Source organism: Leucogemmata humicola (genome assembly GCF_055379415.1).
The window spans coordinates 2,836,583-2,861,140 of sequence record NZ_AP040875.1; the positions used below are offsets into that span (position 1 = coordinate 2,836,583).

18 protein-coding genes are annotated in these 24,558 nt (G+C 62.7%); 16 read left to right on the forward strand and 2 right to left on the reverse strand.

The window, feature by feature from the left end; genetic code table 11:
* The first annotated feature begins 10 nt into the window (after positions 1–10).
* The 12 genes from AC6H4Z_RS11770 (at position 11) to AC6H4Z_RS11825 (ending at position 16,687) form a co-directional block, all read left to right on the forward strand.
* Complete coding sequence (locus tag AC6H4Z_RS11770) at positions 11–1,054, forward strand: Gfo/Idh/MocA family protein (protein WP_497546946.1); 1,044 nt, start codon at positions 11–13, stop codon at positions 1,052–1,054.
* A gap of 104 nt (positions 1,055–1,158) precedes the next feature.
* Positions 1,159–2,271 carry a DegT/DnrJ/EryC1/StrS family aminotransferase gene (locus AC6H4Z_RS11775; RefSeq protein ID WP_497546947.1) on the forward strand — a complete coding sequence of 371 codons (1,113 nt, stop codon included), beginning with the start codon at positions 1,159–1,161 and terminating at the stop codon, positions 2,269–2,271.
* Positions 2,272–2,278: 7 nt separating this feature from the next.
* Entirely contained in the window at positions 2,279–3,622 is a 1,344-nt protein-coding gene (locus AC6H4Z_RS11780; RefSeq protein ID WP_497546948.1) for a nucleotide sugar dehydrogenase, read from the forward strand.
* Between the two features lie 12 nt (positions 3,623–3,634).
* Entirely contained in the window at positions 3,635–4,951 is a 1,317-nt protein-coding gene (locus AC6H4Z_RS11785) for a UDP-glucose dehydrogenase family protein (RefSeq protein ID WP_497546949.1), read from the forward strand.
* A gap of 2 nt (positions 4,952–4,953) precedes the next feature.
* Positions 4,954–5,835 (forward strand): NAD-dependent epimerase/dehydratase family protein, encoded by an 882-nt coding sequence (locus AC6H4Z_RS11790; RefSeq protein WP_497546950.1) that lies wholly within the window; start codon positions 4,954–4,956, stop codon positions 5,833–5,835.
* 88 nt (positions 5,836–5,923) lie between these two features.
* A complete protein-coding gene (locus AC6H4Z_RS11795) occupies positions 5,924–6,727 on the forward strand; it encodes an outer membrane protein assembly factor BamD (protein WP_497546951.1) in 804 nt (267 codons plus the stop codon).
* Between the two features lie 2 nt (positions 6,728–6,729).
* Positions 6,730–7,302 carry a nicotinate-nucleotide adenylyltransferase gene (gene nadD, locus AC6H4Z_RS11800; RefSeq protein ID WP_497546952.1) on the forward strand — a complete coding sequence of 191 codons (573 nt, stop codon included), beginning with the start codon at positions 6,730–6,732 and terminating at the stop codon, positions 7,300–7,302.
* 8 nt (positions 7,303–7,310) lie between these two features.
* Positions 7,311–10,601 (forward strand): preprotein translocase subunit SecA, encoded by a 3,291-nt coding sequence (gene secA / locus AC6H4Z_RS11805; RefSeq protein WP_497546953.1) that lies wholly within the window; start codon positions 7,311–7,313, stop codon positions 10,599–10,601.
* A gap of 66 nt (positions 10,602–10,667) precedes the next feature.
* Complete coding sequence (locus tag AC6H4Z_RS11810; RefSeq protein WP_497546954.1) at positions 10,668–12,107, forward strand: SDR family oxidoreductase; 1,440 nt, start codon at positions 10,668–10,670, stop codon at positions 12,105–12,107.
* Positions 12,108–12,198: 91 nt separating this feature from the next.
* Positions 12,199–12,903, forward strand: a complete 705-nt coding sequence (radC, locus tag AC6H4Z_RS11815) for a RadC family protein (protein ID WP_497546955.1) — start codon at positions 12,199–12,201, stop codon at positions 12,901–12,903.
* Positions 12,900–15,074 (forward strand): RelA/SpoT family protein, encoded by a 2,175-nt coding sequence (locus tag AC6H4Z_RS11820; RefSeq protein ID WP_497546956.1) that lies wholly within the window; start codon positions 12,900–12,902, stop codon positions 15,072–15,074. Before radC ends, AC6H4Z_RS11820 begins: the two co-directional genes overlap by 4 nt.
* 35 nt (positions 15,075–15,109) lie before the next feature.
* Entirely contained in the window at positions 15,110–16,687 is a 1,578-nt protein-coding gene (locus AC6H4Z_RS11825; protein WP_497546957.1) for a hypothetical protein, read from the forward strand.
* A gap of 5 nt (positions 16,688–16,692) precedes the next feature.
* Here the strand turns inward: AC6H4Z_RS11825 and AC6H4Z_RS11830 are convergent, their stop codons facing one another.
* Together AC6H4Z_RS11830 and AC6H4Z_RS11835 are read right to left on the reverse strand one after the other, a co-directional pair.
* A complete protein-coding gene (locus AC6H4Z_RS11830) occupies positions 16,693–18,783 on the reverse strand; it encodes a hypothetical protein (protein WP_497546958.1) in 2,091 nt (696 codons plus the stop codon).
* Positions 18,780–20,828 carry a hypothetical protein gene (locus tag AC6H4Z_RS11835; protein ID WP_497546959.1) on the reverse strand — a complete coding sequence of 683 codons (2,049 nt, stop codon included), beginning with the start codon at positions 20,826–20,828 and terminating at the stop codon, positions 18,780–18,782. Before AC6H4Z_RS11835 ends, AC6H4Z_RS11830 begins: the two co-directional genes overlap by 4 nt.
* A gap of 76 nt (positions 20,829–20,904) precedes the next feature.
* Here AC6H4Z_RS11835 and uvrB point away from each other — a divergent pair, with 76 nt between their 5' ends.
* The 4 genes from uvrB to rimI are packed head-to-tail and all read left to right on the forward strand — an operon-like array spanning position 20,905 to position 24,523.
* On the forward strand, positions 20,905–22,944 hold the full coding sequence (gene uvrB / locus AC6H4Z_RS11840; protein WP_497546960.1) for an excinuclease ABC subunit UvrB: 2,040 nt from the start codon (positions 20,905–20,907) through the stop codon (positions 22,942–22,944).
* Complete coding sequence (gene tsaE / locus AC6H4Z_RS11845) at positions 22,945–23,406, forward strand: tRNA (adenosine(37)-N6)-threonylcarbamoyltransferase complex ATPase subunit type 1 TsaE (protein ID WP_497546961.1); 462 nt, start codon at positions 22,945–22,947, stop codon at positions 23,404–23,406.
* A complete protein-coding gene (gene tsaB / locus AC6H4Z_RS11850) occupies positions 23,403–24,068 on the forward strand; it encodes a tRNA (adenosine(37)-N6)-threonylcarbamoyltransferase complex dimerization subunit type 1 TsaB (RefSeq protein ID WP_497546962.1) in 666 nt (221 codons plus the stop codon). Before tsaE ends, tsaB begins: the two co-directional genes overlap by 4 nt.
* On the forward strand, positions 24,065–24,523 hold the full coding sequence (gene rimI, locus AC6H4Z_RS11855; protein WP_497546963.1) for a ribosomal protein S18-alanine N-acetyltransferase: 459 nt from the start codon (positions 24,065–24,067) through the stop codon (positions 24,521–24,523). The genes tsaB and rimI overlap by 4 nt, the downstream gene beginning before the upstream one ends.
* Positions 24,524–24,558 lie beyond the last annotated feature (35 nt).

The window sequence follows — 24,558 nt, forward strand, 5'->3', positions numbered from 1 at the left end:
CGAGTCTTTCATGAACGATCGTTCGTTTCGCATCGCACTGGTCGGCTGTGGCCGCATCAGCAAGAATCATTTCGACTCCATTCAGCGGGTCGAGGGACTGTCGCTGTCCGCCGTGTGCGACATCGACGCGGAGCGCGCGCGCGCCGCGGGTGAAGCGCTCGGCGTTCCGTCGTATGTGTCCTACGAGGAAATGCTGCGCCAGAGCGATTGCGACGTCGTGACGATCTGCACGCCGTCGGGACTGCACGCGCAGCAGGGCGCTGCTGCGGCGGCCGCCAAGAAGCACGTCGTCACCGAAAAGCCGATGGCGATCTCGCTGCGGCAAGCCGATGAACTCGTGCGCGCGTGCGATCAGGCCGGAGTGCAACTGTTTGTCGTCAAACAGAACAGACTCAATCCGCCGATTCAGCTGTTGAAGCGCGCGGTCGACAAGGGACGCTTCGGGCGCATCTACATGGCCAACGTCACCGTGCGCTGGCAGCGTCCCCAGGAGTATTACGACGCCGAGCCGTGGCGCGGCACGTGGGAGTTCGACGGCGGTGCGATCATGAACCAGGCGTCGCACTACGTCGATTTGGTGCAGTGGCTCGTAGGCCCGGTCGAGAGCGTGCTGGCCAAGACTGCGACTCAGGCGCGACGCATCGAAGCGGAGGACTCGGGAATTGGCATTCTGAAATTCCGATCCGGCGCTCTCGGCGTGATCGAGGTCAACGTTTTGACCTATCCGAGAAACCTCGAGGGCTCGATCACGATCCTCGGTGAAAAGGGCTCGGTGAAGATCGGCGGGACGGCCGTGAACAAGGTCGAGCACTGGACCTTTGCCGAGTATGATGACGACGACAAGCTCATCGACTCCGCGAACACAACGCCGCCGAACGTGTATGGGTTCGGGCACGAGGGGTACTACCGAAACGTGCTCGCCGTACTGCGGGGGCAGGCAAAACCGGAGACGGATGGCCGGGCCGGGCGGAAGTCGCTCGAGCTGATCCTAGGGATCTACGAGTCGGCCAAAACGGGCTGTGAGGTACCAATCCCGCTAAAAAACGTCGGCTAAATTGACCGAGTAGCCGGATCCAGTGAGCTTTGAAGGCATCGGGGCAGCCTCGAGTGCCCCGCCGCGCCACACCATGAGCGCGATCACATTTTTCCGACCCTACAATGCCGGTCTCCTTGCTGGATCTCCGCGCGCAGCACGCGACGATCCGCGATGAAGTCGTTGCTGCGATGATGAAGGTGGTGGACTCTCAGCTGTTCATCCTCGGCGCAGCCGTCGAGGAGCTCGAAGTCGCCGTCGCCAAGCTGTCGCACACCAAGTACGCCGTGGGCTGCGCGAACGGCACCGATGCTCTGCTTCTGGCCATGCGGGCCGTGGATTGCGGTCAGGGCGACGAGGTCATCACGACCCCGTTCACCTTCTTCGCCACTGCGGGAACGATCCACAACGTCGGCGCCAAGCCGGTCTTCGTGGACATCGATCCGAAGACGTTCAATATCCTGCCCGAAGCGGCGGCTGCCGCGCGGAACTCCAAGTCCAAGGCCTGCATCCCGGTCGACCTGTTCGGCCAAATGGCTCCCATCGAAGACGTGATGAAGGCGCTGCCCGGCCTTCCGGTCATCGAGGATGCCGCGCAGACCATTGGCGCCCGCCGGTCGGTCGACGGTGAGTGGCGCATGGCCGGCGAAATGGCCACCATCGGCACCTTCAGCTTCTTCCCGTCCAAGAACTTGGGTGGTTACGGAGACGGTGGGATGATGGTCACACAGGACGAGGCGCTGGCCGCAAGGCTGAAGCGTCTTCGGATGCATGGCGGTTCCAAGATGTATTTCCACGACGAAGTTGGCTTCAATAGCCGGTTGGACGCGCTCCAGGCCGCGGTGCTTTCGGCCAAGCTGCCCCACCTGGCCGGATGGAGCGCCAAGCGCCGGTCGAACGCCGCGTACTACACCAAGGCGTTCGCAGACGTATCTGGTTTGACCACACCATTCATCGATTCGTCCAACGAGTCGATCTTTAATCAGTACACGATCAGGACCGAGCGACGCGACGAACTGCAGGCGTATCTGAAGGAGCGGGGCATTGGCTCGGCGATCTACTATCCGCTTCCACTGCACCTGCAGCCCTGCTTCGCGTATCTCGGCTACAAGAAGGGAAGCTGTCCGGAGTCCGAACGAGCCGCGGCTGAAGTGCTGTCTTTGCCGATCTACCCGGAGCTGACGCAGACTCAGCTCGACGAGGTGATCGAAAACGTGCGGGCATTCTACGGGTATTGATGATTTTATGAAACAACGATTGCTGCAGCGCCTCCAGGACCGATCAGGTGTCATTGGCGTCATCGGTCTTGGCTATGTGGGCCTTCCGCTGGCTGTCGAATTTGCCAAGGCGGGCTTCCACGTGATCGGATACGACGTGAGTGAGCGTGTCTGCTCGCTGTTGATGGCGGGTGAATCGCACATTCAGGACGTTCCCGCGTCGGAGGTTGCGGCACTCGTTCGCAGCGGCGCATTCGAAGCAACGACCGACGAGAATCGGTTGGCGGAGTGCGACGCGATTTCGATCGCTGTGCCGACGCCGCTGTCCAAGACACGCGACCCGGACATGAGCTACGTCATCTCGGCGGCAGCGACGGCGACGCGTCAGGCGCACCCCGGACTGCTCGTCGTGCTCGAGAGCACGACGTATCCGGGCACGACTCGCGAAGTGTTGCTGCCGGCGCTGACCGAGCGCGGCCTGGTCGTTGGTGAGGATGTGTTCGTGGCATTCAGCCCCGAACGCGTTGACCCGGGTAACCCGGTGTATCACACCAAGAATACGCCAAAGGTCGTCGGCGGAATCACGCCGGCGTGTACTGAACTCGCGACCGCGCTGTACGACACGTGCATCGACATCACCGTGCCGGTCACGTCGCCCGAGGCGGCGGAACTGGTCAAGCTGCTCGAGAACACGTTCCGCTCGGTGAACATCGCCATGGTGAACGAAATGGCGATCGTGTGCGACAAGCTCGGTGTCGACGTGTGGGAAGTCATCGACGCTGCCGCGACGAAGCCGTTCGGCTTCATGAAGTTCACGCCGGGCCCTGGCATCGGCGGTCACTGCATTCCGCTCGATCCGCACTACCTCGCGTGGAAGATGCGCACGTTGAACTACAAGACGCGCTTCATCGATCTCGCGAGCGAGATCAACAGCCAGATGCCGCACTTCGTCGTCGACAAGGTGGCACAGGCACTCAACGCCGAGCGAAAGCCGGTGAACGGCAGCAACATCATGGTCCTCGGCGTCGCGTACAAGCGCGATATCGACGACGTTCGTGAGAGCCCCGCGCTCGACGTCATCCGGCTGCTCGAGGAGAACGGCGCGCAGGTCACGTTCCACGATCCGTACATCCCGACGATTCGTGAAGATGGACATGTTCGCACCGGCGTTCCGCTGAACGCAGCCACGTTGTCGGACACGGATGCCGTTGTCGTCGTGACGGACCATCGCTCGGTCGATTATCAAATGGTGATGGACCATGCGTCACTGGTCGTCGATAGCCGCAACATCATGACCGGCCTGGTTCGTACCAAGGCGCGTGTCGTGACCCTCGCTGCGACGTCGCGGGATGCGATGGGCGCTGCCGTCTAAGCCCGGACGGCTGTGAATATTTGCATCGTTGGTACCGGGTACGTTGGCCTGGTGGTCGGCGCGTGTCTCGCGGAGACCGGCAACCAGGTCGTTGGAGCTGATGTCGACGCCGGGAAGATCGACGGCCTGCTGAAGAACGTTCTTCCGATTTACGAGCCAGGCCTCGATCGGCTCGTCGAGCGGAATCAGAGCGCCGGACGCTTGAAATTCACCACCGACGTCACCGCCGCCGTTGCTGCGAGCGACGTCGTGTTCATCGCCGTCGGTACGCCGCCGGATGAAGATGGCTCCGCGGACCTGCGGCACGTCCTCGCCGTGGCGGAGTTGGTGGGCAAGAGCATGGCGCGCGAACTGGTCATCGTCACGAAGTCGACGGTGCCGGTGGGAACGGCGACCAAGGTCGCCGCAGCCGTCGGGCAACACGCGCGCTTTCCGTTCCACGTCGTCAGCAATCCAGAGTTCTTGAAAGAAGGCGCGGCGGTCGACGACTTCATGAAGCCCGACCGCGTCGTGCTCGGCGCCGAGACCGACCATGCGAGAAGTGTGATGGCCGAGCTGTATGCGCCGTTCGTGCGCACGGGCAAGCCGATCATTTTCATGGACGTCGCGTCGGCGGAGATGACGAAGTACGCGGCGAACGCCATGCTCGCGACGCGTATCAGCTTCATGAACGACGTTGCCAACCTCTGTGAGCTGGTTGGAGCGAACGTCGACATGGTGCGTCGCGGAATCGGATCCGACGAGCGCATTGGACCGGCGTTCCTGTTTCCGGGTCCGGGGTACGGCGGCTCGTGCTTCCCCAAGGACGTGAAGGCGCTCGCGCGTACGGCGCGTTCGCATTCGTCGTGTCTCCGGATCCTTGAAGCCGTCGAAGCCGTGAACGACGATCAGAAGCGCCGGCTATTCGCCAAGCTTCGCGAAATGCTCGGCGCCGATCTCACCGGCGCGCGCGTTGCGGTCTGGGGGCTCGCCTTCAAGCCGAACACGGACGACATCCGCGAGGCGCCGGCGCTCACGCTGATCGAGGAATTGCTCGCGTCGGGAGTGTCCGTCGTCGTGCATGATCCGGTGGCGATGGAAGAGGGCAAGCGCCGTCTCGGAGCGAGCGTGGAGTTCGCATCGTCGAGCTACGACGCGCTCGCAGGCGCCGACGCACTGGTCGTGGTGACCGACTGGAACGAGTACCGGCATCCGGACTTCGGCCGCATCAAGGCATCGCTGCGCCGCCCGGTGGTGATCGATGGTCGGAATCTTTATTCGATTGACAAGATGCGTGCGCTGGGCTTTGCGTATGCGTCGATGGGGCGCCCCGCGGTCTCTCCCGCCTGACCATGGCCACGATTCTCGTTACGGGCGGTGCGGGTCACGTCGGCTCGCACGTCGTCGAGATGCTCGCGGCTGATCCGGGCAATCGGGTCATTTCGCTCGACAACTACTTCAACGGCAGCGTCGACAATCACGTCGCCGGTGTCGAATACCGTCGTGGGCACACCAAGGATATTGAGGCACTCGTTCCGGAGACGCCCGATATCATCTACCACCTTGGCGAGTACGCGCGGATTGCGCCGTCGTTCGAGGACGTCCGCCTCGTGTTCGACATGAACACCGTCGGGACGTTTGCCGTGGCCGAGTTCTGCCGGGTGCGCCGGGTGGGGAAGCTCGTGTACGCTGCGTCGAGCACCAAGTTCGCGATCGAGGGCGATGGCCGGCATCAGAATCCGTACTCGTTCACCAAGGCCGGGAACGTCGATCTGATCAACGACTACGGCCGCTGGTACGACCTGCCGTACGCGATCTGCTACTTCTACAACGGGTTCGGGCCGCGAGAGCGAGGCGACGGCAAGTACGCCACGCTCATCGCCAAGTTCGCCCGGCGGTACCTGGCGGGCGAAAGCCTGACCGTGGTCCGCCCCGGGCATCAGCGGCGGGCGTTCACCTATGTGAAGGACCTGGCGCGCGGGCTAATCCTCGCTGGCGAGAAGGGTCATGGCGACGGATACGCCCTTGGCGTCTCGGCTAGCCACTCGGTTCTCGAAGTTGCCGAGGCATTTGGTGGACCTATCGAGCTGGTCGACGGGTATGCCGGTCGCGAGGAATCCGAGAACGATCTCAGCAAGGCGCGCGACGAGCTTGGCTGGAGCCCTACTGTGGACGTGATGGACTACATTGGGCAGTTCGTTCGAGAGCATCCTCGACCAGTCGTTCCGGCCTAAACCTCGCAAGTGGGCCGGGGGAGAGAGGTTGGTTATCTTTCCCGATCGCTCGAACCGATTGCCACAGTAGCGGGTAGAACCCCCCGATATGCACCAATACTCCTGGAGACTCGTCGCGGCACTGCTGTTGTTGGGTGTCGTGGCGTGCCGGCCGGAATTTCAACTAAAGAACCTGACCACGAACGAGGCCTTGTATTCGGCGTCGTTCAACGAGTTCCAGCACAAGCGCTGGGACAACGCGGTCAGCGGCTTCGAGAAACTGACCACCGACCTGTCGGCGCGCGATTCGCTGCTGCCGAGGTCGTACTGGTATTTGGCGTCGTCGCACGAGCGACTGGGCGAGCATTTGCTCGCCGCGCAGAGCTTCAGCCGACTCGTAGAGTCGTTTCCAGAAGACTCGCTCGCGGATGATGCCGCACTCGAGTCATCGCGTGCGTATCGCCGGCTGTGGAGAAAGCCCCAGCTCGATCCGACGTACGGTGAAACGGCAATCGCGTCGTACAACACGCTCATCGGTCTCTATCCGACATCGCCGCTGATTCCGGTGGCGCAAAAGGAGATTGCCGAGCTCGAGAACTGGCTGGCGATGAAGGACTACGACGCCGGCATGTTCTACTTCCGAAAGAAGTGCTTCGACTGCGGCATGATCTATTTCAAAGACGTGCTCACGAAGTACGCAACCTCGCCAACGGCACACGACGCATCGCTCCGACTCGTCGAGTCGTACAAGGCGGTTCGCTATCGCGATGACGCTGCCGAACTCTGCGCGCAAATTCGCGAGCGGTATCCGAATGACCCGGAAGTGCGGGATGTCTGCTCAGGCGTCGCTGTCGTAGCCGCGAAGCCGGACTCGATTCCGCCAGCCGCGAGCAAGCCGCCTCCAGGGCGCTGAGCTTGAGGATCGGGCTCCTCGGGGGGAGCTTCGATCCCCCCCATAACGGGCACCTCCTCGCCGCCGGCGACGCGTTCGACGCGCTGGGGCTCGACCGCCTGATCTTCATTCCGGCCGCCGTCCAACCCCTCAAGGTTGGCAAGGCCGCGGCGGCCGCGGCTCACCGGCTCAGGATGGTGGAATTACTCGTCGGGGGCGATGAGCGTTTCGACGTAAGCGCAATCGAAATAGACCGGGGCGGGTTATCTTACACGGTTGACACATTGGCAGATCTGGCCGGTCGTTGGCCGCAAGCCGAGCTGTTTTGGCTGGTAGGGGCGGACGCGGTTCGGTCGTTCGACAAGTGGCGTGAACCCGGACGAATCGTCGAGCTTGCGACTGTCGTAGTACTTCAACGGGCCGGAGACGCACCCGAAACCGGTTCGATGCCAGGCACCCCGAAGTGGTTGTCCACCCGTCGCGTCGACATCTCGTCTACCGAGATTCGAGCCCGGGTTCGCGAAGGCAAATCGATTCGAGGATTCGTTCCTGATGCCGTCGCCGAATTCATTGCGGCGGAGCAGCTGTACCGATAGGGGATTGCATGTTCAAGCGAGTCATCAACGCCGTGATCGGAACGCGCCACGAGCGCGAACGGAAGAAAATCCAGCCGATCGTCGACGAGATCAACGAGCAGTACGCCCGGCTGCAGACGGTCTCCGAAGAGGAGCTTCGCGGTCAGACGGCGAAATTTCGCGAGATCATTCGGCAGCGTACCGCGGAGCTCGAAGAGCGAGTAGCAACGCTCAAGGAGCAGAAGCGCACGGCGAGTGATCCGGCGGAACGCGATCGCATCGACGCGGAACTGACCGGCGCCGACGGTCGCGGTGGCGCGGAAACCGCGCTGCGCCAGGAGATCGCCGACGTTCTCGATGAGATCCTGCCTGAAGCCTTTGCTACCGTCCGCGAAGGCGCGCGCCGCCTCGTGGGAACGACGGCGATGGTCACTGGCCGCGAGCTCCCGTGGGAGATGGTGCACTACGACGTGCAGCTCATGGGCGGCATTCAACTGCACTTCGGCAAGATCGCGGAAATGGCGACGGGCGAAGGCAAGACGCTCGTTGCAACCTTGCCGCTCTATTTGAATTCGCTCGCCGGCAAGGGCGCTCACCTCGTCACGGTGAACTCGTACCTCGCTCGCCGCGACTCGCAGTGGATGGGGCACCTCTACAACTACCTCGGCCTCACCGTTGGTTGTCTCGACGACACCGAGCCGGGTTCGCACGAACGTCGCGCGGTGTACTTCGCCGACATCACGTACGGCACGAACAACGAGTTTGGCTTCGACTACCTGCGCGACAACATGGTCGTGTCACTCGACCAACGCGTGCAGCGCCCGCACTCGTATGCGATCGTCGACGAAGTGGACTCGGTGCTCATCGACGAGGCGCGTACTCCGCTCATCATCTCGGGTCCCGTTGGGAACGAGAATGACGGCATGTACTTCGAGCACAACGCGGCCGTGGGACGTCTGGTTCGTCGCCAGACCGAGATGGTCAACACTCTCGTTGGCGAAGCCGAACGACAGCTCGAAAAGAGCGATACGGCCGGAGCCGCGCTCAGTCTGTACAAGGCGCAGCTTGGAAGCCCGAAGAATCGTCGTCTGATGAAGGTGCTGCAGGAGCCGGGCAACAAGCAGCTCGTGCAAAAGATGGAACTCGATCACATCGCTGATCGTCGTCTGCCCGCCGCAAAGCAGACGTATCGCGACATCGAAGAAGATTTGCTCTTCGTGCTCGACGAGAAGGGGCACTCGGTGCACCTCACGGATCAGGGCGTGGAGTTCATGTCGCCCAACGAGCCCGAAGCGTTCGTGATGCCAGATCTGTCACAGGAAGTGATTCGGATCGATCGCGATCACGACATGCCGCCCGAAGCCAAGATCGAGGCGCGTCGCCAACTCGAGATCGAGTACGCGTCCAAGGCCGAGCGGTTGAACATCGTGCACCAACTCCTGCGCGCGCATGCGCTGTATGACCGCGACGTGAACTACGTCGTGCAGGAGGGCGAAGTCCTGATCGTCGACGAGTTCACTGGTCGTACGATGCCAGGCCGCCGTTGGTCCGAAGGTTTGCACCAGGCAGTCGAAGCCAAGGAAGGCGTTCGCGTCAAGGGCGAAACGCAGACCATGGCCACGATCACGATTCAGAATTACTTCCGCATGTACGACAAGCTGGCCGGCATGACCGGTACGGCCGAAACGGAAGAGAGCGAGTTTTTCCAGATCTATAAACTCGAAGTCGCGGTCATTCCCACGAACCGTGCAATGGTTCGCGAGGATCGCCACGATCTCGTGTACAAGACGCGCCGTGAGAAGTACAACGCCATCGTCGACGAGACGCGGCGCTTGCACGACCTCGGCTTCCCGGTCTTGATCGGTACGACGAGCGTGGATGCGTCGGAGACGCTGGCGAAGATGTTCAGTCGCGCCGGCATTCAGCACAACGTGCTCAACGCCAAGTATCACCAGCGCGAAGCAGAAATTGTCGCGGGCGCTGGTCAGCCGGGCGCGGTCACGATCGCAACGAACATGGCCGGCCGCGGAACCGACATCAAACTCGGTGGCGGCGTCGTGGATCCCAAAGCGTCGAAGGTCAAAGATCCGGACGGCAAAGAAATCAACGTCATGGAGATCGGCGGACTGCACATCCTCGGCTCCGAACGCCACGAGTCGCGCCGTATCGATCGACAGTTGCGCGGCCGATCTGGTCGTCAGGGTGATCCAGGTGCGTCGCAGTTCTTCCTGTCGCTCGAAGACGACTTGATGCGCCTGTTCGGCTCCGAGCGCATTGCCAAGCTGATGGATCGACTCGGCGCGGTGGAAGGCGAGATGCTCACGCATCCGCTCATCACGCGCTCGATCGAGCAAGCACAAAAGCGCGTCGAGTTGCAGAACTTCCAGGCTCGTAAGCGTCTGCTCGATTACGACGACGTGATGAACCAGCAGCGCGAAGTGATCTATTCGCTGCGCAGCTTCGCACTCGAGGGCGGCGAGGAGCTCAAGGGCGAAGCGTTGAAGATGATCGACAAGGCGATCACGCACCGCATCGAGACGTCGCTGGCCGAGTACGAAGAAGCGGCGCAGTGGGATTTCGATCTGCTGCGGCAGGACCTGCTCATGCACTACTTGCTGCAGGTTCCTGAATTCGACAACGCCGACCATCGCCCGACCGAAGAGGATGCCGCCCGCAGCGTTGCTGTCGAAGCGGCGAAGAAGGCGTTCTGGACGAAGCTCGAGAACCTAGACACGGTACGCGATGAGATGGGCACGCCCTACGGCGATCGCCTGCTGTCGCTCGTGATGTTGAATGTGCTGGACGAGAAGTGGAAGGATCACCTCTACGATCTCGATCAGCTGCGCAACGCGATTCACTATCGGTCGTGGGGACAAAAGGATCCGCTCATCGAGTACAAGCAGGAAGCGTACACGATGTTCGTGGACCTCATGAACGACATCTACAACACCTTCAGTGAGCGTTTCCTCAAGGTGCAGTTGGTGTTCGAACAACCAGCCGCGCCCGAGCCGGTTCGACTCGAGACGCCGAAGAAGCGGTACAACGCCCTCGGCATCCTCGAAGACGTTCCGTCAGAGGACCTGACGCGTACGCCCGAACCGATCGACACCGCAGTAGACATCGGACCGTCGGAGCAGCCACAGGAGCAGGCGGTAACGGCGAAGAAGGATCCGGTGATCGTCGGGGCAGGGCGGACGCGTTCTATCAGCAACGCGGCGAACCCACCGGCGAACATCGATTGGTCGACAGTCGGACGGAACGACCCGTGCCCCTGCGGATCGGGGAAGAAGTTCAAGAAGTGTCACGGAGCGACGCTCTAGTCCGGCACGCCTAGGTACGAGCACAAGGGGCGCGACGAGAGTCGCGCCCCTTTGCGTTGTGAGGCGATGAGTCGTTTGGTGCTCGTGACGGGCGCGACCGGGTACGTCGGTGGGCGCCTCGTGCCGCCACTGCTGTCGCGTGGCTACCGGGTGCGGTGCCTCGTTCGCCGGCCGGAGCAAGCTGTCAAGCGACTCTCGCCCAACGTCGAGATCGTCGCGGGCGATCTCTTGGAGCCAGCATCCGTCGCGTCCGCGCTGATCGGCGTCGACACCGCGTTCTACCTCGTGCACGCCCTGGGCTCCGGCGGCGACCTGTGGCGCGAGGAAACAGAAGCCGCGGAGAACTTCGCCCGCGCGGCGGAGCGAGCCGGTGTTCGACGCATCGTTTACCTAGGCGGTCTAGGAGACGCGCCGCAACTATCTCCTCATCTCGCGACTCGTCAGGCCGTCGGCAAGATTCTGCGCGATAGTCGCGTCGAGACACTCGAATTTCGCGCGTCGATCATTCTCGGCTCGGGAAGTCTGTCGTTCGAGATGATTCGTGCGCTCGTTGAACGATTGCCGGTGATGGTCGCGCCACGATGGGTCCACAGCAAAGCGCAACCGATCGCAATCGAAGATGTGATCGCATATCTCGTTGCCGCGGTCGATGCTCCGATTCATGCGAGCGAGTCGGTGGAGATCGGCGGTGCCGACCGCGCGTCGTATCTCGATCTGCTCCGCGAGTACGCGGCGCAAAGAGGTTTGCATCGCGTGATGATTCGTGTACCGCTACTGAGTCCACACCTTTCCGGGTTGTGGCTCGCACTCGTTACGCCGCTGCATGCGAGAGTTGGTCGCCGCCTTCTCGAGAGCGTGCGAAACGACACCGTCGTAACTGGCAACCGTTCGCGCGCTCTCTTTCCGCAGATCAAGCCGAGGGGATTCCGCGACGCCATTCGGCGCGCGCTGGCCAACGAGGACCGCGAGTTCGCTGAGACGCATTGGTCGGATCCGCTGTCGTCGGGCGCGCCGGCGAGAAGTTGGCACGGCGTCCGGTTTGGCGTTCGTCGCGTCGATTCACGCGCGATGCAGCTCGACGTCAGCGCAGCGGAGGCGTTTGCTCCGGTCGCGCGGATTGGCGGAACGACCGGCTGGTACTACGCGAATGCGCTTTGGCGGGTCCGCGGCCTGGCCGATCTCATTGCCGGCGGTGTCGGCCTCCGACGCGGACGCCGGCATCCCGAACAGCTCCATCCGGGCGACTCGCTCGATTTTTGGCGCGTCGAAGCCATAGAGCCGAATCGGCTGCTGCGCCTACACGCCGAAATGCGGCTGCCGGGGCGCGCGTGGCTGCAGTTCGAAGTAACAGGGAACGGACCCGTGGTTCTCCGGCAGACGGCCACCTTCGACCCAGTCGGCCTTTTCGGATTGCTGTATTGGTATGCCCTCTATCCCGTGCACGCCCTGATGTTCGAGGGAATGCTCAAAGCGATCGCGGAGGCTGGGCGTCGCCAGCAAGCGTGATGGCGAACAGATAGCTGCCACACTGTTTTGATGACGCTCGGCTGACTCGGTGAGTGAAGAATGGCCGGACACCGCCTCCACGAGGTCCTGCATGTCTGGTCAAGCCCCGCCAAGGGCGTTAACTATTCGAGAGTTGCCCCGTTCCGAGCGGCCGCGAGAGCGGCTCATTGACCTCGGTGCTGGTGTATTGAGCAGTGCGGAGCTGCTCGCCATCCTGCTCGGGTCAGGAGGGTCGGGCCGAACTGCGGTTCAGGTCGGTCAGGCAGTTCTCGCCGAAGCGGGCGGGGCGCTCCGTTGGATTGCTCGCCAACCCGTGGCCGCGCTCACCGCCGTACCCGGTGTGGGAACGGCCCGTGCGGTCATGATACACGCGTCGTTGGAACTTGGCCGCCGGATGGCGGCCGAAGGTCGCCAGGACGGGACGCCGATTCGCTCGCCCAGGGACGTGGTCGAGTACTTCGCGCCTCGCATGGAGGACCTGCCGGTGGAGGAGTTCCACGTCGCGGTGCTCGACGCGCAGCACCGGCTCGAGCGGGACATCACGGTGACACGCGGGATTCTGAACTCGTCTCTCGTACACCCGCGTGAAGTGTTTCGGGAAGCCATCGCCGAGCGGGCGGCAGCGGTGGTGTTGGTGCACAATCACCCGAGCGGCGATCCGGCGCCGTCGATGGACGACCGGGCGGTGACGGAGCAGCTCGTCGCTGCCGGACGATTGCTCGACATTCCGGTGCACGACCATGTGATCATTGGACGGGGACGGTACACGAGTTTCGCGGAGGCGGGGCTATTGTGACGACGGCGTCGGTAGTGCGTGAAGTGATGCCAGGGTGGCGCGAGGACGAGCTTCCATTGCACGACAAGCTCGACCGCGAACTGCTCCTGCGTGCCTATCGCTATGGCGAGGCGGCACACAGGGGTCAGGTCCGTAATTCCGGCGACCCGTACATCACGCACTCGGTCGAAGTCGCAAAGATTCTCGCCGACCTGCAGCTCGACTCGATCACTGTCGCGAGCGGGTTGCTCCACGACGTCATCGAGGACACGCACCTCACGCTTGCCGACGTCGAAGCGGAATTCGGGAAGGAGATCGCGGCGATCGTCGACGGTCTGACGAAGATCGCCAAGTTGCCGGCCGGCGGCTCGACGCAGGAGCGCCAGGTCGAGAGCTATCGCAAGCTCCTCCTTTCGATCGCAAAGGATCTGCGCGTGATCATCGTGAAGCTGGCCGACCGGCTCCACAACATGCGTACGCTCGATTGGCTTCCGCCCGAAAAGCGAAAGAGAATCGCCCAAGAGACGCGCGATCTCTACGCGCCGCTCGCGCACCGCTTTGGTATGGCCAAGCTTCGGTGGGAGCTCGAAGACCTGGCGTTCAAACATATCGAAACAGAAGAGTATAAATCGCTCGCCAAGAAAGTCGCGCAGAAGCGCGTCGAACGCGAAGCGTTGATCAAACAGCTGGCCGATCCGCTCAACACGCGCCTCGCGTCGGCGGGCATTCGTGGTGTCGACGTGTCTGGTCGACCGAAGCACCTGTGGTCGATCTACAAGAAGATGAAGCAGCGCGAAAAGCCATACGAGGAGATTTACGATCTCCTCGCCATTCGCGTGCTCGTCAATACCGTTCCCGATTGCTATCACGCCCTCGGCGTCATCCACGACGGATGGACGCCGGTACAGGAGCGCATCAAGGACTACATCGCGCAGCCGAAGTCGAACGGCTACCAATCGTTGCACACGACGGTGTTTGGTCCAGGACGACAGCTGTACGAAGTGCAGATCCGCACGCGCGACATGCATCGCACCGCGGATTTTGGTGTTGCCGCGCACTGGCGGTACAAAGAAGACGCGAAGAGCGACGAGCTCGATCGACACCTGTCGTGGTTCCGTCAGGTGCTCGAGCTCCAGATGGACGCCAAGACGCCAGACGAGTTTCTCGAATTCCTCAAACTCGACCTGTATCAGGACGAGATCTTCGTCTTCACGCCGACCGGCGACGTCATCCAGCTCCCCAAGGGCGCGACGCCGCTCGACTTCGCGTTCGCCGTGCACACCGAAATCGGATTGCACTGTCAGGGGGCTCGAGTCAACGGACGCATCGCGCCGCTGTCGCGATCGCTCCGCAATTCAGAAACTGTCGAAATCATCACGGCGACGTCGGCCAAGCCGACGCGCGACTGGCTGGCGCACGTTCGCACTGGTCGTGCGCGCCACAAGATTCGTCAGGTTCTCAAGCGCGAAGCGCAGACGTCAGCCGAGAAGCTGGGCCAAGAGATGCTCGATCGTGAGATCAAGCGTCGGAAACTCGCGAAGCCGGACGACGATCGTCTCGATGCCGCGGCGCGTGAGCTCAGTCTCACCGACGCCACGCATCTACTTGCGTCGATCGGTCAGGGCGATGTCAACGTCACGCTCGCGCTCAAGCATCTTTTCCCCGATGCCGAAACGGGTGAGCTACCCAAGCCGAACGTCTTCGAGCGTTTCGTCGATCGCGTCACGCGCACGTCCAAGGGCGTTCGCATTCAGGGCGTCGATGGGCTCATGGTGCGGTACGCGCAGTGCTGTCAACCGGTTCCGGGCGATCCGGTCGTCGGTTACGTGACGCGTGGACGCGGTGTGAGCATTCACCGAGCGGATTGTCCGAATTTGCTGCTGCTCGCACACGAACCAGAGCGTCGCCTCGAGATCGATTGGCAGGAAGCGCAGGGTGAGCGTTTCCTCGTGCGTCTCGCCGTGGAAGCGAACGACCGCCGGGGACTCTACGCGGACGTTGCGACCGCGGTCAGTTCAACGGGCACAGACATCAAGAGCATGGATTTGCGGAGTACCGATGGCCGCACCAACGGGTCGATGCTCGTCGAGGTGGAAAACCTCGTACACCTCGAGAAGATCATTCGGGCGACGCGCCGAGTGAAGGGCGTTACAGACGTCGCCCGTCGAGAGCGCCTCACGACGGATACCTAGCGAGACTGCCCGGCGCGTGAGTCGTCTAACAGGCGATGCCCTCGCGCGCCACGTTACCGGTCAGCTTCCGTCGCTTCGTCCTTCCGATCCTGCTCCTCTGGGCGGCATCGGCGGCGGTTCGGTGGTACCGGTATGACGACCGTCTCGTGCCGACCAACGTCAGCGCATCGTACCATGTGTTGCTGACCGTCGAAGCATTGAATCGCACGCCGGTCTCGGTGCATCACATGCTCCCCATCGTCACGCTCGGCAGGCCGTTCGATCGGGAGATTCCATTCGGAGCCTCGGTTCGCGCACCGAACGGCATCTACTACTACACGTCCTTCCCGCCACTCGGCTTCATCGCGCCGTGGGCGTTCTTCAAGGTGACGCACCTGGCGCCCACGGTCGCGCACCTCATGATTTTCAATTTCGGTATTCATCTCGTCGCGACGCTCTTGCTCGGGCTGTTCCTCGCTGAGGTGCTGGCGCGGGCGGGGATTGAAGAAGTCGTACAGCGCTTCGTGATTCTGCTTGGCGCGCTCACGTACCTGTTCACCTTCGAGGCGGCGTATTCGCACGGCCTCGTCTACTGGCACCACTCGCTGTTTCAGGTCGCGTGGCTTGCTCAACTCGTTGCGATCGCGCGCGTGTTTCGCTCGCTCGACGAGAGCGCTCATCCTCGCCGCGTGGACTGCATCGTATTGCTCGCGCTCGGGTTCGTGGCGCCAGCCATCGAGTGGACCGGCTACTTGACCAGCGGCGCGATCGCGGCGGTCCTTTGGTGGCGCCGGAGTTCCGAGTCGCGTCGGCTCGCGCTGGGAGTGGCGATGGCCAGCGCCGCGGCTGCGCTCGTGTTGGTATTGCAGTTTGCGTCGGTGGTTGGACTCGAGCCGCTGCTTCTCGCGCTACGAGAACGCGCGGGTGCCCGCTCGGTCGTTCACGGATCTTTTATATCGCTCGCGCGCGGGTACGTCGAGTCGTTCGGCCTGCTTCTCGCCCTCTGCGCGGGAGTCGCGGTACTCTATGTCTTGCGCATTCGCCAAACGCTCCCGGTCTGGGCCAGTCGGTTGCTGATCGTCGCGTCGATACCGCTGGTCGAGAACGTCGTGCTGATGGAGCACGCGACCATCTATTCGTTCGATCGGCTCAAGGCGCTCGTTCTGGTCATCTTGTTGCTGACGCTTTTCAGCGCGCTCCTGACGTCGACGTTGCGCGATCGCGCGCTCTTTGTCTGGGCCGCCGTTCTCGTCTTCATCGTCTCGTATCCCGCGGCGAAGCGACTCTCCGGCGTCATTCCGCCGCTGGAGAGCAACGCCAATCTGCTCGCTCACGTTCGTGCCGCGGCGCGTCCTTGCGCCGTGTACGCAACGAACAACATCACGCGAGGCTGGGTGGACCTGACGCTAGGCGCGAATGCCTACGAGTCCATTCCTGGCCTCGATTCGCTGCGCCGGATCGTCGCGGCGCGCGGAGCATGCCAGGGCATTTATCTGCGCGTCGCGCTCGACGCCGGCGAATCGATCTATGTCTGGCGCTTTGCCGATGTCTATGATGCCGTGAGCGGACGCGTCGACTCGATTCCCGGAACGGACCCTCGCCGGCCAAGACTGGCAGCGGCGAAACGCGACTAGCTCGATCAGTGCGCGACTGCGTTCAACCACTGTGCATTGCGTGGATCGACGCGCACGACTGAAACGCGAAGCCGTCGAACCGTGAATGACGCGCCAGGCAGCAGCGAGAACGTTCGGAAGACCAACGTCGGTGTGCGGCTTGGATCGACGAAGATCGGGAATGTCTTCTGCTGATCGTACGGCGCGAGCGAGATCGGTAGTTCGCGAATCGCTCCGTCGATACCAATCAGATATCGCGGCACGGCACCAAGAATCGGAAGCCAGTGCAATGGGTTGCGCGTTTCGTACGTCACTTCGACTGACAGCAGCGTCACCGGCGAGCGCAGGCTATCGGGAACGGGTGGGAGCGGAACGCTCGACGTGCCCGCAGGGACGTCCATTGTGCCAATCACGACGGGCTCTAGCGCCGGCGTTGCCCGCCGCTCCCAGAAATACGACCACGGCGTCGTCGACGTGATCACGTACGACCGAAGCAACTCGTCGTACAGCTGCCAACTGTTGTTCTCGATCCAATCTTCATATTGCGTGATCGCGGGCGAGACGGTTTGTACGAGCGCGGGGCGCGTCGCGCGAAACGTGTTGTAATAGTCGCGGCGATTCTCCGGCCCAAGTGCGTGAATGATGTAGTCGAACGTCGGGTGAAAGATTCCGTTCCGCGCCTCGAGCCAGCCGGCGTACGTCGACCATAACGTCGGAAGCTCCCCGCGCGGTCCACGATGGGCATCCAGCGTTCGCTGTCCGTCGCGTAAGGTCTGCGCCCACATCTCATCGATGCTGAAGCCCACTCTATTCACGACGTGCTCTTCGACGAGGTGCGGCGCGATCGACGTATACGCGTTTGCGACGATCGGCGCCTGGACGAGGGCGAGTGCCGAGAGCAGGAGCGCGCCCGCGGCCATCACCGAGGGGACGCCGAGCCAGTCGCGCTGGCCGAACAGGTTGACCGGGCGTTCGGCGAAACGGGCGCCTTCGAGGAGCGCGATCAGAACCAGAACCCGCCAGCACGGCTGCGAGTACGCTCCTGTGAATACGCCCAGCAGCGACGTGCACGACAGCAATCCATAAACCGGGAGTAGTGCCAGCGCGAAAGCTCGCCGTCCGGCGTCGCCGCTCGGTGCGAGCCAAAACCGTCGGATGTACACCGCGACCGCGATAGAGCAGAGCAGCACCGCCGCGCCAATGAACGGCGCACCGATGAGCATCGGCACCACGTCGCTCCAACTCGGAATGAACGCGTTGGGAGGACTGCCGAAATACCAGTACTGATCGAGCGGAATGATTCGAAAGTTGTATCGCAACGCTCCGCGCATTCCAGCGATTCCACCGACTGCGCCGAGGCACACGATCAGCGTCACGGCGCCAATGGCCAACGTCGCGGCCGATTCGCCCAACTCGGCCAGGCGATTCGGTCGCCGCAGGATCGCGATGCCGGACACCACGATATACGCGAGAACGGCGGCGAGTCCCTGCTCGGTGCTGATGAAGAGGGCAAATCCGAGCGTCAGCCCGACGATGACGGTGCGCGTCCGCCGCGTGGTCGCGAGAAATGCAGCGACCGGAAGCAAGGTTGGGAGCGCGGAACGCAACCCGAGCATTCCATTCAGTGCGAAGAAGACGACCGACAACTTCAGCACAAACGAGAGTGCGAGCGCCGCCGCGGTGAGGCAGAGTACCCGTCGCACGTCTCCGACGAAGGCGCGAAAGAACAGATAGAAGACGAGCGGATACGCCGCCGTCGTCAGGAGCTCGCGCGCCAGTTGCGACCCGCGCAGGCCATTTCCGAAGAGTCGGAAAAGCCAGTAGTGGAGATACGGAATTCCAAGTCCGTGGAAGAATTGGAAATCCACGCCCGGGCGAAATCCGCCGGCAATCCTGCGCAATGCGTTGTAGAGCTGGAACGGTCCATCGATCGGCGATCCGTCGAAGTGCATCGCTCGCTCGAAGGCGACGAGCACGCCCGCCAGCGCAAAGACCAGCAGGAGCACGACCCAGACGAACGTAGAGAGCAGGCGACGGTCGCCATGTTGTGGCGATGCGTGGGCCTTCAACGGGTCAGGCAGCGTTGCCGTGAGCGGGGAGTCGGTCGATGAAGTCATCCGGCGGTGTTTGGCTCCGATTGTTTGATCATCAACATCAGCCATGCCTGATTCCGCTGATCGATGTCCCGCGAGTAGATCCTCACGACACTCGGCGTGAATGACGCACCCGGGAGCAGCGAGAAGGTCTGGAAGTGCAGGGAAGGACGTTGTCCCGGCGAGACGAACAGAAGAAAGCGAGCGCGATGATCGTATGGCGCGAGCGAGACCGGCGTGCGGTTGTGCGCGCCTCCGATACCAATGAGGTATCGCGGGTTCGCGCCAATCAACGGCAGTACGTGTAGCGGATTAGAGATCTCATAGTCAACTTCGACCTCGAGCACCGACGCGGCGTTTCCTCCCGTCGCGGGCACTGCCGGAAGCTCGATATACGGCGCCTTCGAGGGAACTGGAATGGTCGACAACAATGCCGGCGGAGCCGCGGGTGTGCTACGTCGCTCCCAGTACAGCGACCACGGCGTGGCCGCCACGACGTCATACCAGGTGAGCAGTTCGTCGTAGAACGCCCAGTTGTTGTTCTCGATCCAGGGCTCGTAGAGTGTGTACCCCGGCGCCACGGTCTGCACGAGTGCTGGCCGGATGGTGCGAAACTTGTCGACGTATGCCCGCCGGTTGTCGGGGCCGAGTGATTGGATGACGTAGTCGAATGACGGGTTGAATAGACCGTTCCGAGCCTCGATCCATCCAGCGTACGTCGACCACAATACAGGCAGCTCACCACGCGGGCCGCGGTGTGACTCGATGACCGCCTGACCCTCGGCCAGCGTGCGTGGCCAAATGCCCTCGGGGCGAAGTCCAACGCCAGCTCCGACATGGTCGCGCAACACGTGGGAGACGAGCGCGAGATTTGCACGCACGGTGCCGACACGAGAGAACGCCCAGAGCGATGCCAGCGCGCTAGCGAGCGCCAGCGCACGCGGCACACCGAATAGCGGCGCTCGTGATGTGCGAGCATCGCGCGCGTCGGCGATGCGCGAGAGCTCGAGCACAGCAACAATGACGAGCGTCCGCCAGAGCGGTTGGATGTACGGTAGGTCTCGCACACCGAGCAGAGAGCCACAGGATACCAATGCGTACAGTGGCAGTGCTGCGAGCGCGATTGCGCGCCGCGCCGATTCATTCTCTCCTGCATCCGCCAAGTTCCAGATGCGACGCACGTAGACGAATGCCACGCCGAGCGTGGCGATGACACCGATGCCGACGGGGGGAACGGCGAAGAGCCTCGCGAAGTCAGGCCACGACGAGATGAAGCGATTCGGCGGAACACCGAAGTACCAGTACTGGTCTTTCGGAACCGTCGAGAAGTTGTACTGCAGTGCACCGCGCATTCCGGCAAAACCGCCGACGGCGAGCAGCCAGAGCGACATCACGGCGATTGCGATCGCGATCGTTGCCGCGGCCTCGCGCAGACGTTCGCCGTGATTGCGCGCGCGAATGGTCGTCACCGCCATCACGCCGATGTAGGCGAGGACCGCAGCGATCCCTTGTTCCGTGCCCATCAGCAGCGCCGCGCCCAACAGCGCTCCCGTCGCCGCGATCCGATGACCGCGGGTGCGCGGGAGATACAGCGCAACGGGGAGGAGCGTCGGCAGTGTGGAGCGCAGACCCAACATTCCGATCGCCGCGAACATGATCGGACCGAAGTTGATCACCCACGATGCGGCGAGGGTGGCGGCCGTCATGCAGAGCGCCCGTCGCCAATTCGGCGAGAAGGTCCGGAAGAAGGCGAGGAACAGGACCGGGTACGTCGTGGTGACCAGAAGCTGCCGGGACAGCTCGGCGCCGTTGAACCCTCCGCCCAACAGGCGGTATAACCAATAGTGGGCGTACGGAACGCCCATACCGTGGAAGAACTGGAACTCCACCCCCGGCCGATACCCGGCCTGGATGCGGCGAAGGGCGTTGTAGAGCTGAAAGGGACCGTCGAGGGCCAGACCGTTGAAGTGCATCGCGCCTTCGACGGCGACGACGAGCGCCGGAATGGCGAGGAGTAGAACCACAAGCGCCCAGACTGTCAGGCTGGCGATAGCGGCCGGCCTGGACACCGGCTGATCAGTCGTCAGAATGTGCTCCGAAAGAGGGACCGAACAAATCCCGAGATAGGTGTTATCTTCCGACCCTATGGACCGCGCAGAATTCGATCTTCAAGCGCCCTTCCAGCCGGCCGGCGATCAGCCAAAAGCGATCGCGGAGCTCTCGGCTGGTCTCGAGCGCGGCGACCGCTTCCAGACGTTGCTTGGCGTGACGGGTTCAGGAAAGACGATGACGATGGCGAACGTCATCAAGCAGCATGGCCGCCCGACGTTGGTGCTCTCCCACAACAAGACGCTCGCCGCGCAGTTGTACGGTGAGCTCAAGAGCTTCTTCCCGCACAACGCCGTCGAGTACTTCATCTCGTACTACGACTACTACCAGCCGGAAGCCTACGTCCCCACGACCGACACGTACATCGAAAAGGACGCGTCGATCAACGAGGATATCGATCGGCTCCGGCTTCGCGCCACATCGAGTCTGATGGAGCGCGAGGACGTCATCATCGTCGCCACGGTGTCGGCAATCTACGGCCTTGGCGACCCCGTGTCATACCGTGAGCAAATGGTGACATTGCTCACCGGTCAGAAGATCGATCGCGACGACATTCTCCGTTCGCTCGTGCGCATCCAGTACGGGCGCAACGATGTGTCGTTCGATCGAGGTACGTTCCGCGTGCGCGGCGATACGGTCGAAATTCTGCCGGCGTACGAGGAGCAGGGCGTCCGCGTCGAGATGTGGGGCAACGAGATCGAGCGGATCTCCAAGATCAACGCGCTCACCGGCGAGACGATTGCCACTCTCGAGCGCGCGGCGATCTATCCGGCGAAGCACTTCGTCACCCAGCGGCCCACGCTCGAGCGCGCGGTAAAGTTGATTCGGGCCGAGCTCACGGATCGCCTGGCGGAATTGCGAAACGCCGGGAAGCTGCTCGAGGCACAGCGCCTGGAGTCGCGCACGAATTTCGACATCGAGATGATGCTCGAGATCGGAACGTGCGCCGGCATCGAGAACTACTCTCGGCATCTCGCGGGGCGCGAGTCAGGCGAGCGGCCGGCGTGCCTGTTCGACTACTTCCCCGAAGACTTCCTCGTCGTGGTCGACGAATCGCATGTCAGCCTTCCACAGATCGGCGGCATGTTCAACGGCGACCGCGCGCGCAAGCTGACGCTCGTCGAATACGGCTTCCGGCTTCCGAGTGCGCTCGACAACCGGCCGCTGATGTTCGACGAATTTCTATCGCTCACGCCGCGGGCGGTTTTCGTGTCCGCCACTCCGTCGGATCTCGAGCTTCGGCTCTCCGAGGGCGTCGTCGTCGAGCAGATCATTCGCCCGACGGGTCTGATCGATCCGGAAATCGAGATTCGCCCGGTCCGCGGCCAGGTCGACGATCTGCTCAACGAGATCCGCGTCCGCGAGCGAAAGGGCGAGCGAGTGCTCGTCACGACGCTGACCAAGCGGATGTCGGAAGACCTCACCGACTACCTGCAGCAGGTCGGTGTACGGGTTCGATACATGCACTCCGACATCGACGCCATCGAGCGCATGGAAATCGTCCGCGGCCTCCGGCTCGGCGAATTCGACGTGTTGGTCGGCATCAACCTGCTCCGTGAAGGTCTCGACCTTCCGGAAGTGTCACTCGTCGCCATTCTTGATGCGGACCAGGAGGGTTTCCTCCGCAGCGACCGATCGCTCATCCAGACGGTGGGTCGTGCGGCGCGCCACGTGAACGGTCGGGCAATTTTTTACGCAGATCGCATCACCGGCTCGATGCAACGCTGTATGGAAGAGACGTCGCGACGCCGCGCAGTGCAGACGCAGTACAACGTCGATCACAACGTCACGCCGATGTCGGTGAGCAAGAGCATCGATCAGGTGCGCTTCATTACGCGAGTCGCCGACGCACGTGCCGAGAAGGAAGACAAGAAGAAGGTCGCCGAGCCGGCGCGTGGCTACGCGATCATGGAAACACAGGCGCTCGAGAAAATGCTCGAAGAGCAAATGAAGGAAGCCGCCGCAGCGATGGACTTCGAGTTGGCCGCGCAGCTCCGCGATCAACTATTCGAGGTCAGAGCTCGGAAGGACACAGCCGCGAAAAAGGTCGCCGGCTCATCGCGCGGTGGACGATAAGTGTCTCACGATCCTCTCATTCCGCCGCTGGCGGACCACGGCCGACTCGCGTGCACGCTCGACGAACTGGTCGCGTGGGGCGAGCGGCTTGGTAAACTCTGCAATCCGCCCCTGATCGTCACCATTGCCGGCGAGCTGGGCGCGGGAAAGACGACGCTGGTGCAGGCGATCTGCCGCGGATATGGAGTGAAGGACGACGTCACGAGTCCGACGTTCGCCCTCGTCCATCGGTATGCCGGCTCGAAGTCGCCAGTGTTTCATCTCGATCTGTATCGTCTCGAGCGTCCCGACGAGCTGACGAATCTCGCTTGGGATGAAATCATGGCCGAGGAAGCGCTCGTCCTCATCGAGTGGCCAGAGCGCGCGGCTGGACGAATTCCGCGCATCCACGTACCGATCGACCTGCAGCACCTTCCCACAGATCCATCGCGACGGCTGCTCTACGCGGGCGGTCACGTATGATCACGTTGGCGCTGGACGCGTCGACGTACGGCGGGAACGTCGCGGTTCTTTCGGGTACGACGTTGCTCGCCGAGTCGGCGACGGCGATGAAGGGTGCGGAAGAAGAACGACTGATGCCCGCGGTGGCCGAAACGCTAGCGCGAGCGGGAGTCGACGTGACGGCGGTCGAGCGCGTCGTGTGCGGAGCGGGGCCGGGAAGCTTCACCAGTCTGCGAATCGCCGGTGCGATTGCGAAGGGCGTGGCGAACGGCGTCGGCTGTCCGCTCTATCCAATTTCGTCGATGGCGCTGATCGTCGGTGGCGACGAACGGGCGCCGGGTCGGTATCTGGCGGCGATCGACGCGCTTAGAGCGGAGTTCTATGTCGGCCTGTATGAGGTCGCGGACGACGGCGAGATCGTCGAGCGTGAACGCGCTCGTCTCGTTCCGGCGGCGGATCTGGAGTCAGTCGCCGCGGAGTTCGATGCAACGATCATCGGACCGGTCGCGGCGCCCAGATCGATCGTCGCAGCGCCGCTCGCCCGCGCCGTCGCTCGGCTCGAGCGCATGCTTGTCGCGACCGGGCCGACAGACATCGGGAGCTGGGAGCCGGCGTACGGGCGTCTCGCCGAAGCGCAGGTGAAGTGGGAGTCAGCGCACGGGCGTCCGCTGCCGGTCGGATGAGGCCAGCGATCGCGGTCGTCACGGCGGACGATCTACCGGGTATCGCCGCGATCGAACGAGAAGCGTTCAGCGATCCGTGGTCGGAAAAGTCGTTCCGCGAGGCGCTGGCGCATCCGTCGATTTACTTCGTTGCGGCGCGCGGTGACGCCGGTGAAGTGCTGGGTTATGTTGTCGCGTGGTTCGTTGCCGACGAGGGGCAGATCGCCAATCTCGCGGTCGCTCCGTCGGGTTGGGGCTGTGGCATTGGTCGCTCGCTGCTCGATGCGGCGCTGCGTGAAGCGGTGCTGCGAAAGGCGACCGAAGTGTATCTGGAAGTGCGGGACTCGAATGAACGCGCGCGTCGATTGTACCGGTCGCGCGGCTTCGAGGAGATGGGCCGGCGGCGCGGCTATTATCGTCGGCCGGTTGAAGATGCCATCGTGCTGCGGCGCACGCTGAAGTCGGTGGATGTGTGAAGTGAGTTGTGAGAGGTGCAGTACAACCGGTTGAT

Bases quoted from the DNA above. Each gene is read 5' to 3' on its own strand.
- AC6H4Z_RS11780 (WP_497546948.1), top strand. From the start codon at position 2,279: ATGAAACAACGATTGCTGCAGCGCCTCCAGGACCGATCAGGTGTCATT.
- secA (WP_497546953.1), top strand. From the start codon at position 7,311: ATGTTCAAGCGAGTCATCAACGCCGTGATCGGAACGCGCCACGAGCGC.
- AC6H4Z_RS11770 (WP_497546946.1), top strand. From the start codon at position 11: ATGAACGATCGTTCGTTTCGCATCGCACTGGTCGGCTGTGGCCGCATC.
- AC6H4Z_RS11810 (WP_497546954.1), top strand. From the start codon at position 10,668: ATGAGTCGTTTGGTGCTCGTGACGGGCGCGACCGGGTACGTCGGTGGG.
- radC (WP_497546955.1), top strand. From the start codon at position 12,199: ATGTCTGGTCAAGCCCCGCCAAGGGCGTTAACTATTCGAGAGTTGCCC.
- uvrB (WP_497546960.1), top strand. From the start codon at position 20,905: ATGGACCGCGCAGAATTCGATCTTCAAGCGCCCTTCCAGCCGGCCGGC.
- AC6H4Z_RS11795 (WP_497546951.1), top strand. From the start codon at position 5,924: ATGCACCAATACTCCTGGAGACTCGTCGCGGCACTGCTGTTGTTGGGT.
- AC6H4Z_RS11790 (WP_497546950.1), top strand. From the start codon at position 4,954: ATGGCCACGATTCTCGTTACGGGCGGTGCGGGTCACGTCGGCTCGCAC.
- AC6H4Z_RS11825 (WP_497546957.1), top strand. From the start codon at position 15,110: ATGCCCTCGCGCGCCACGTTACCGGTCAGCTTCCGTCGCTTCGTCCTT.
- rimI (WP_497546963.1), top strand. From the start codon at position 24,065: ATGAGGCCAGCGATCGCGGTCGTCACGGCGGACGATCTACCGGGTATC.
- tsaB (WP_497546962.1), top strand. From the start codon at position 23,403: ATGATCACGTTGGCGCTGGACGCGTCGACGTACGGCGGGAACGTCGCG.
- AC6H4Z_RS11775 (WP_497546947.1), top strand. From the start codon at position 1,159: ATGCCGGTCTCCTTGCTGGATCTCCGCGCGCAGCACGCGACGATCCGC.
- AC6H4Z_RS11830 (WP_497546958.1), bottom strand. From the start codon at position 18,783: ATGACTTCATCGACCGACTCCCCGCTCACGGCAACGCTGCCTGACCCG.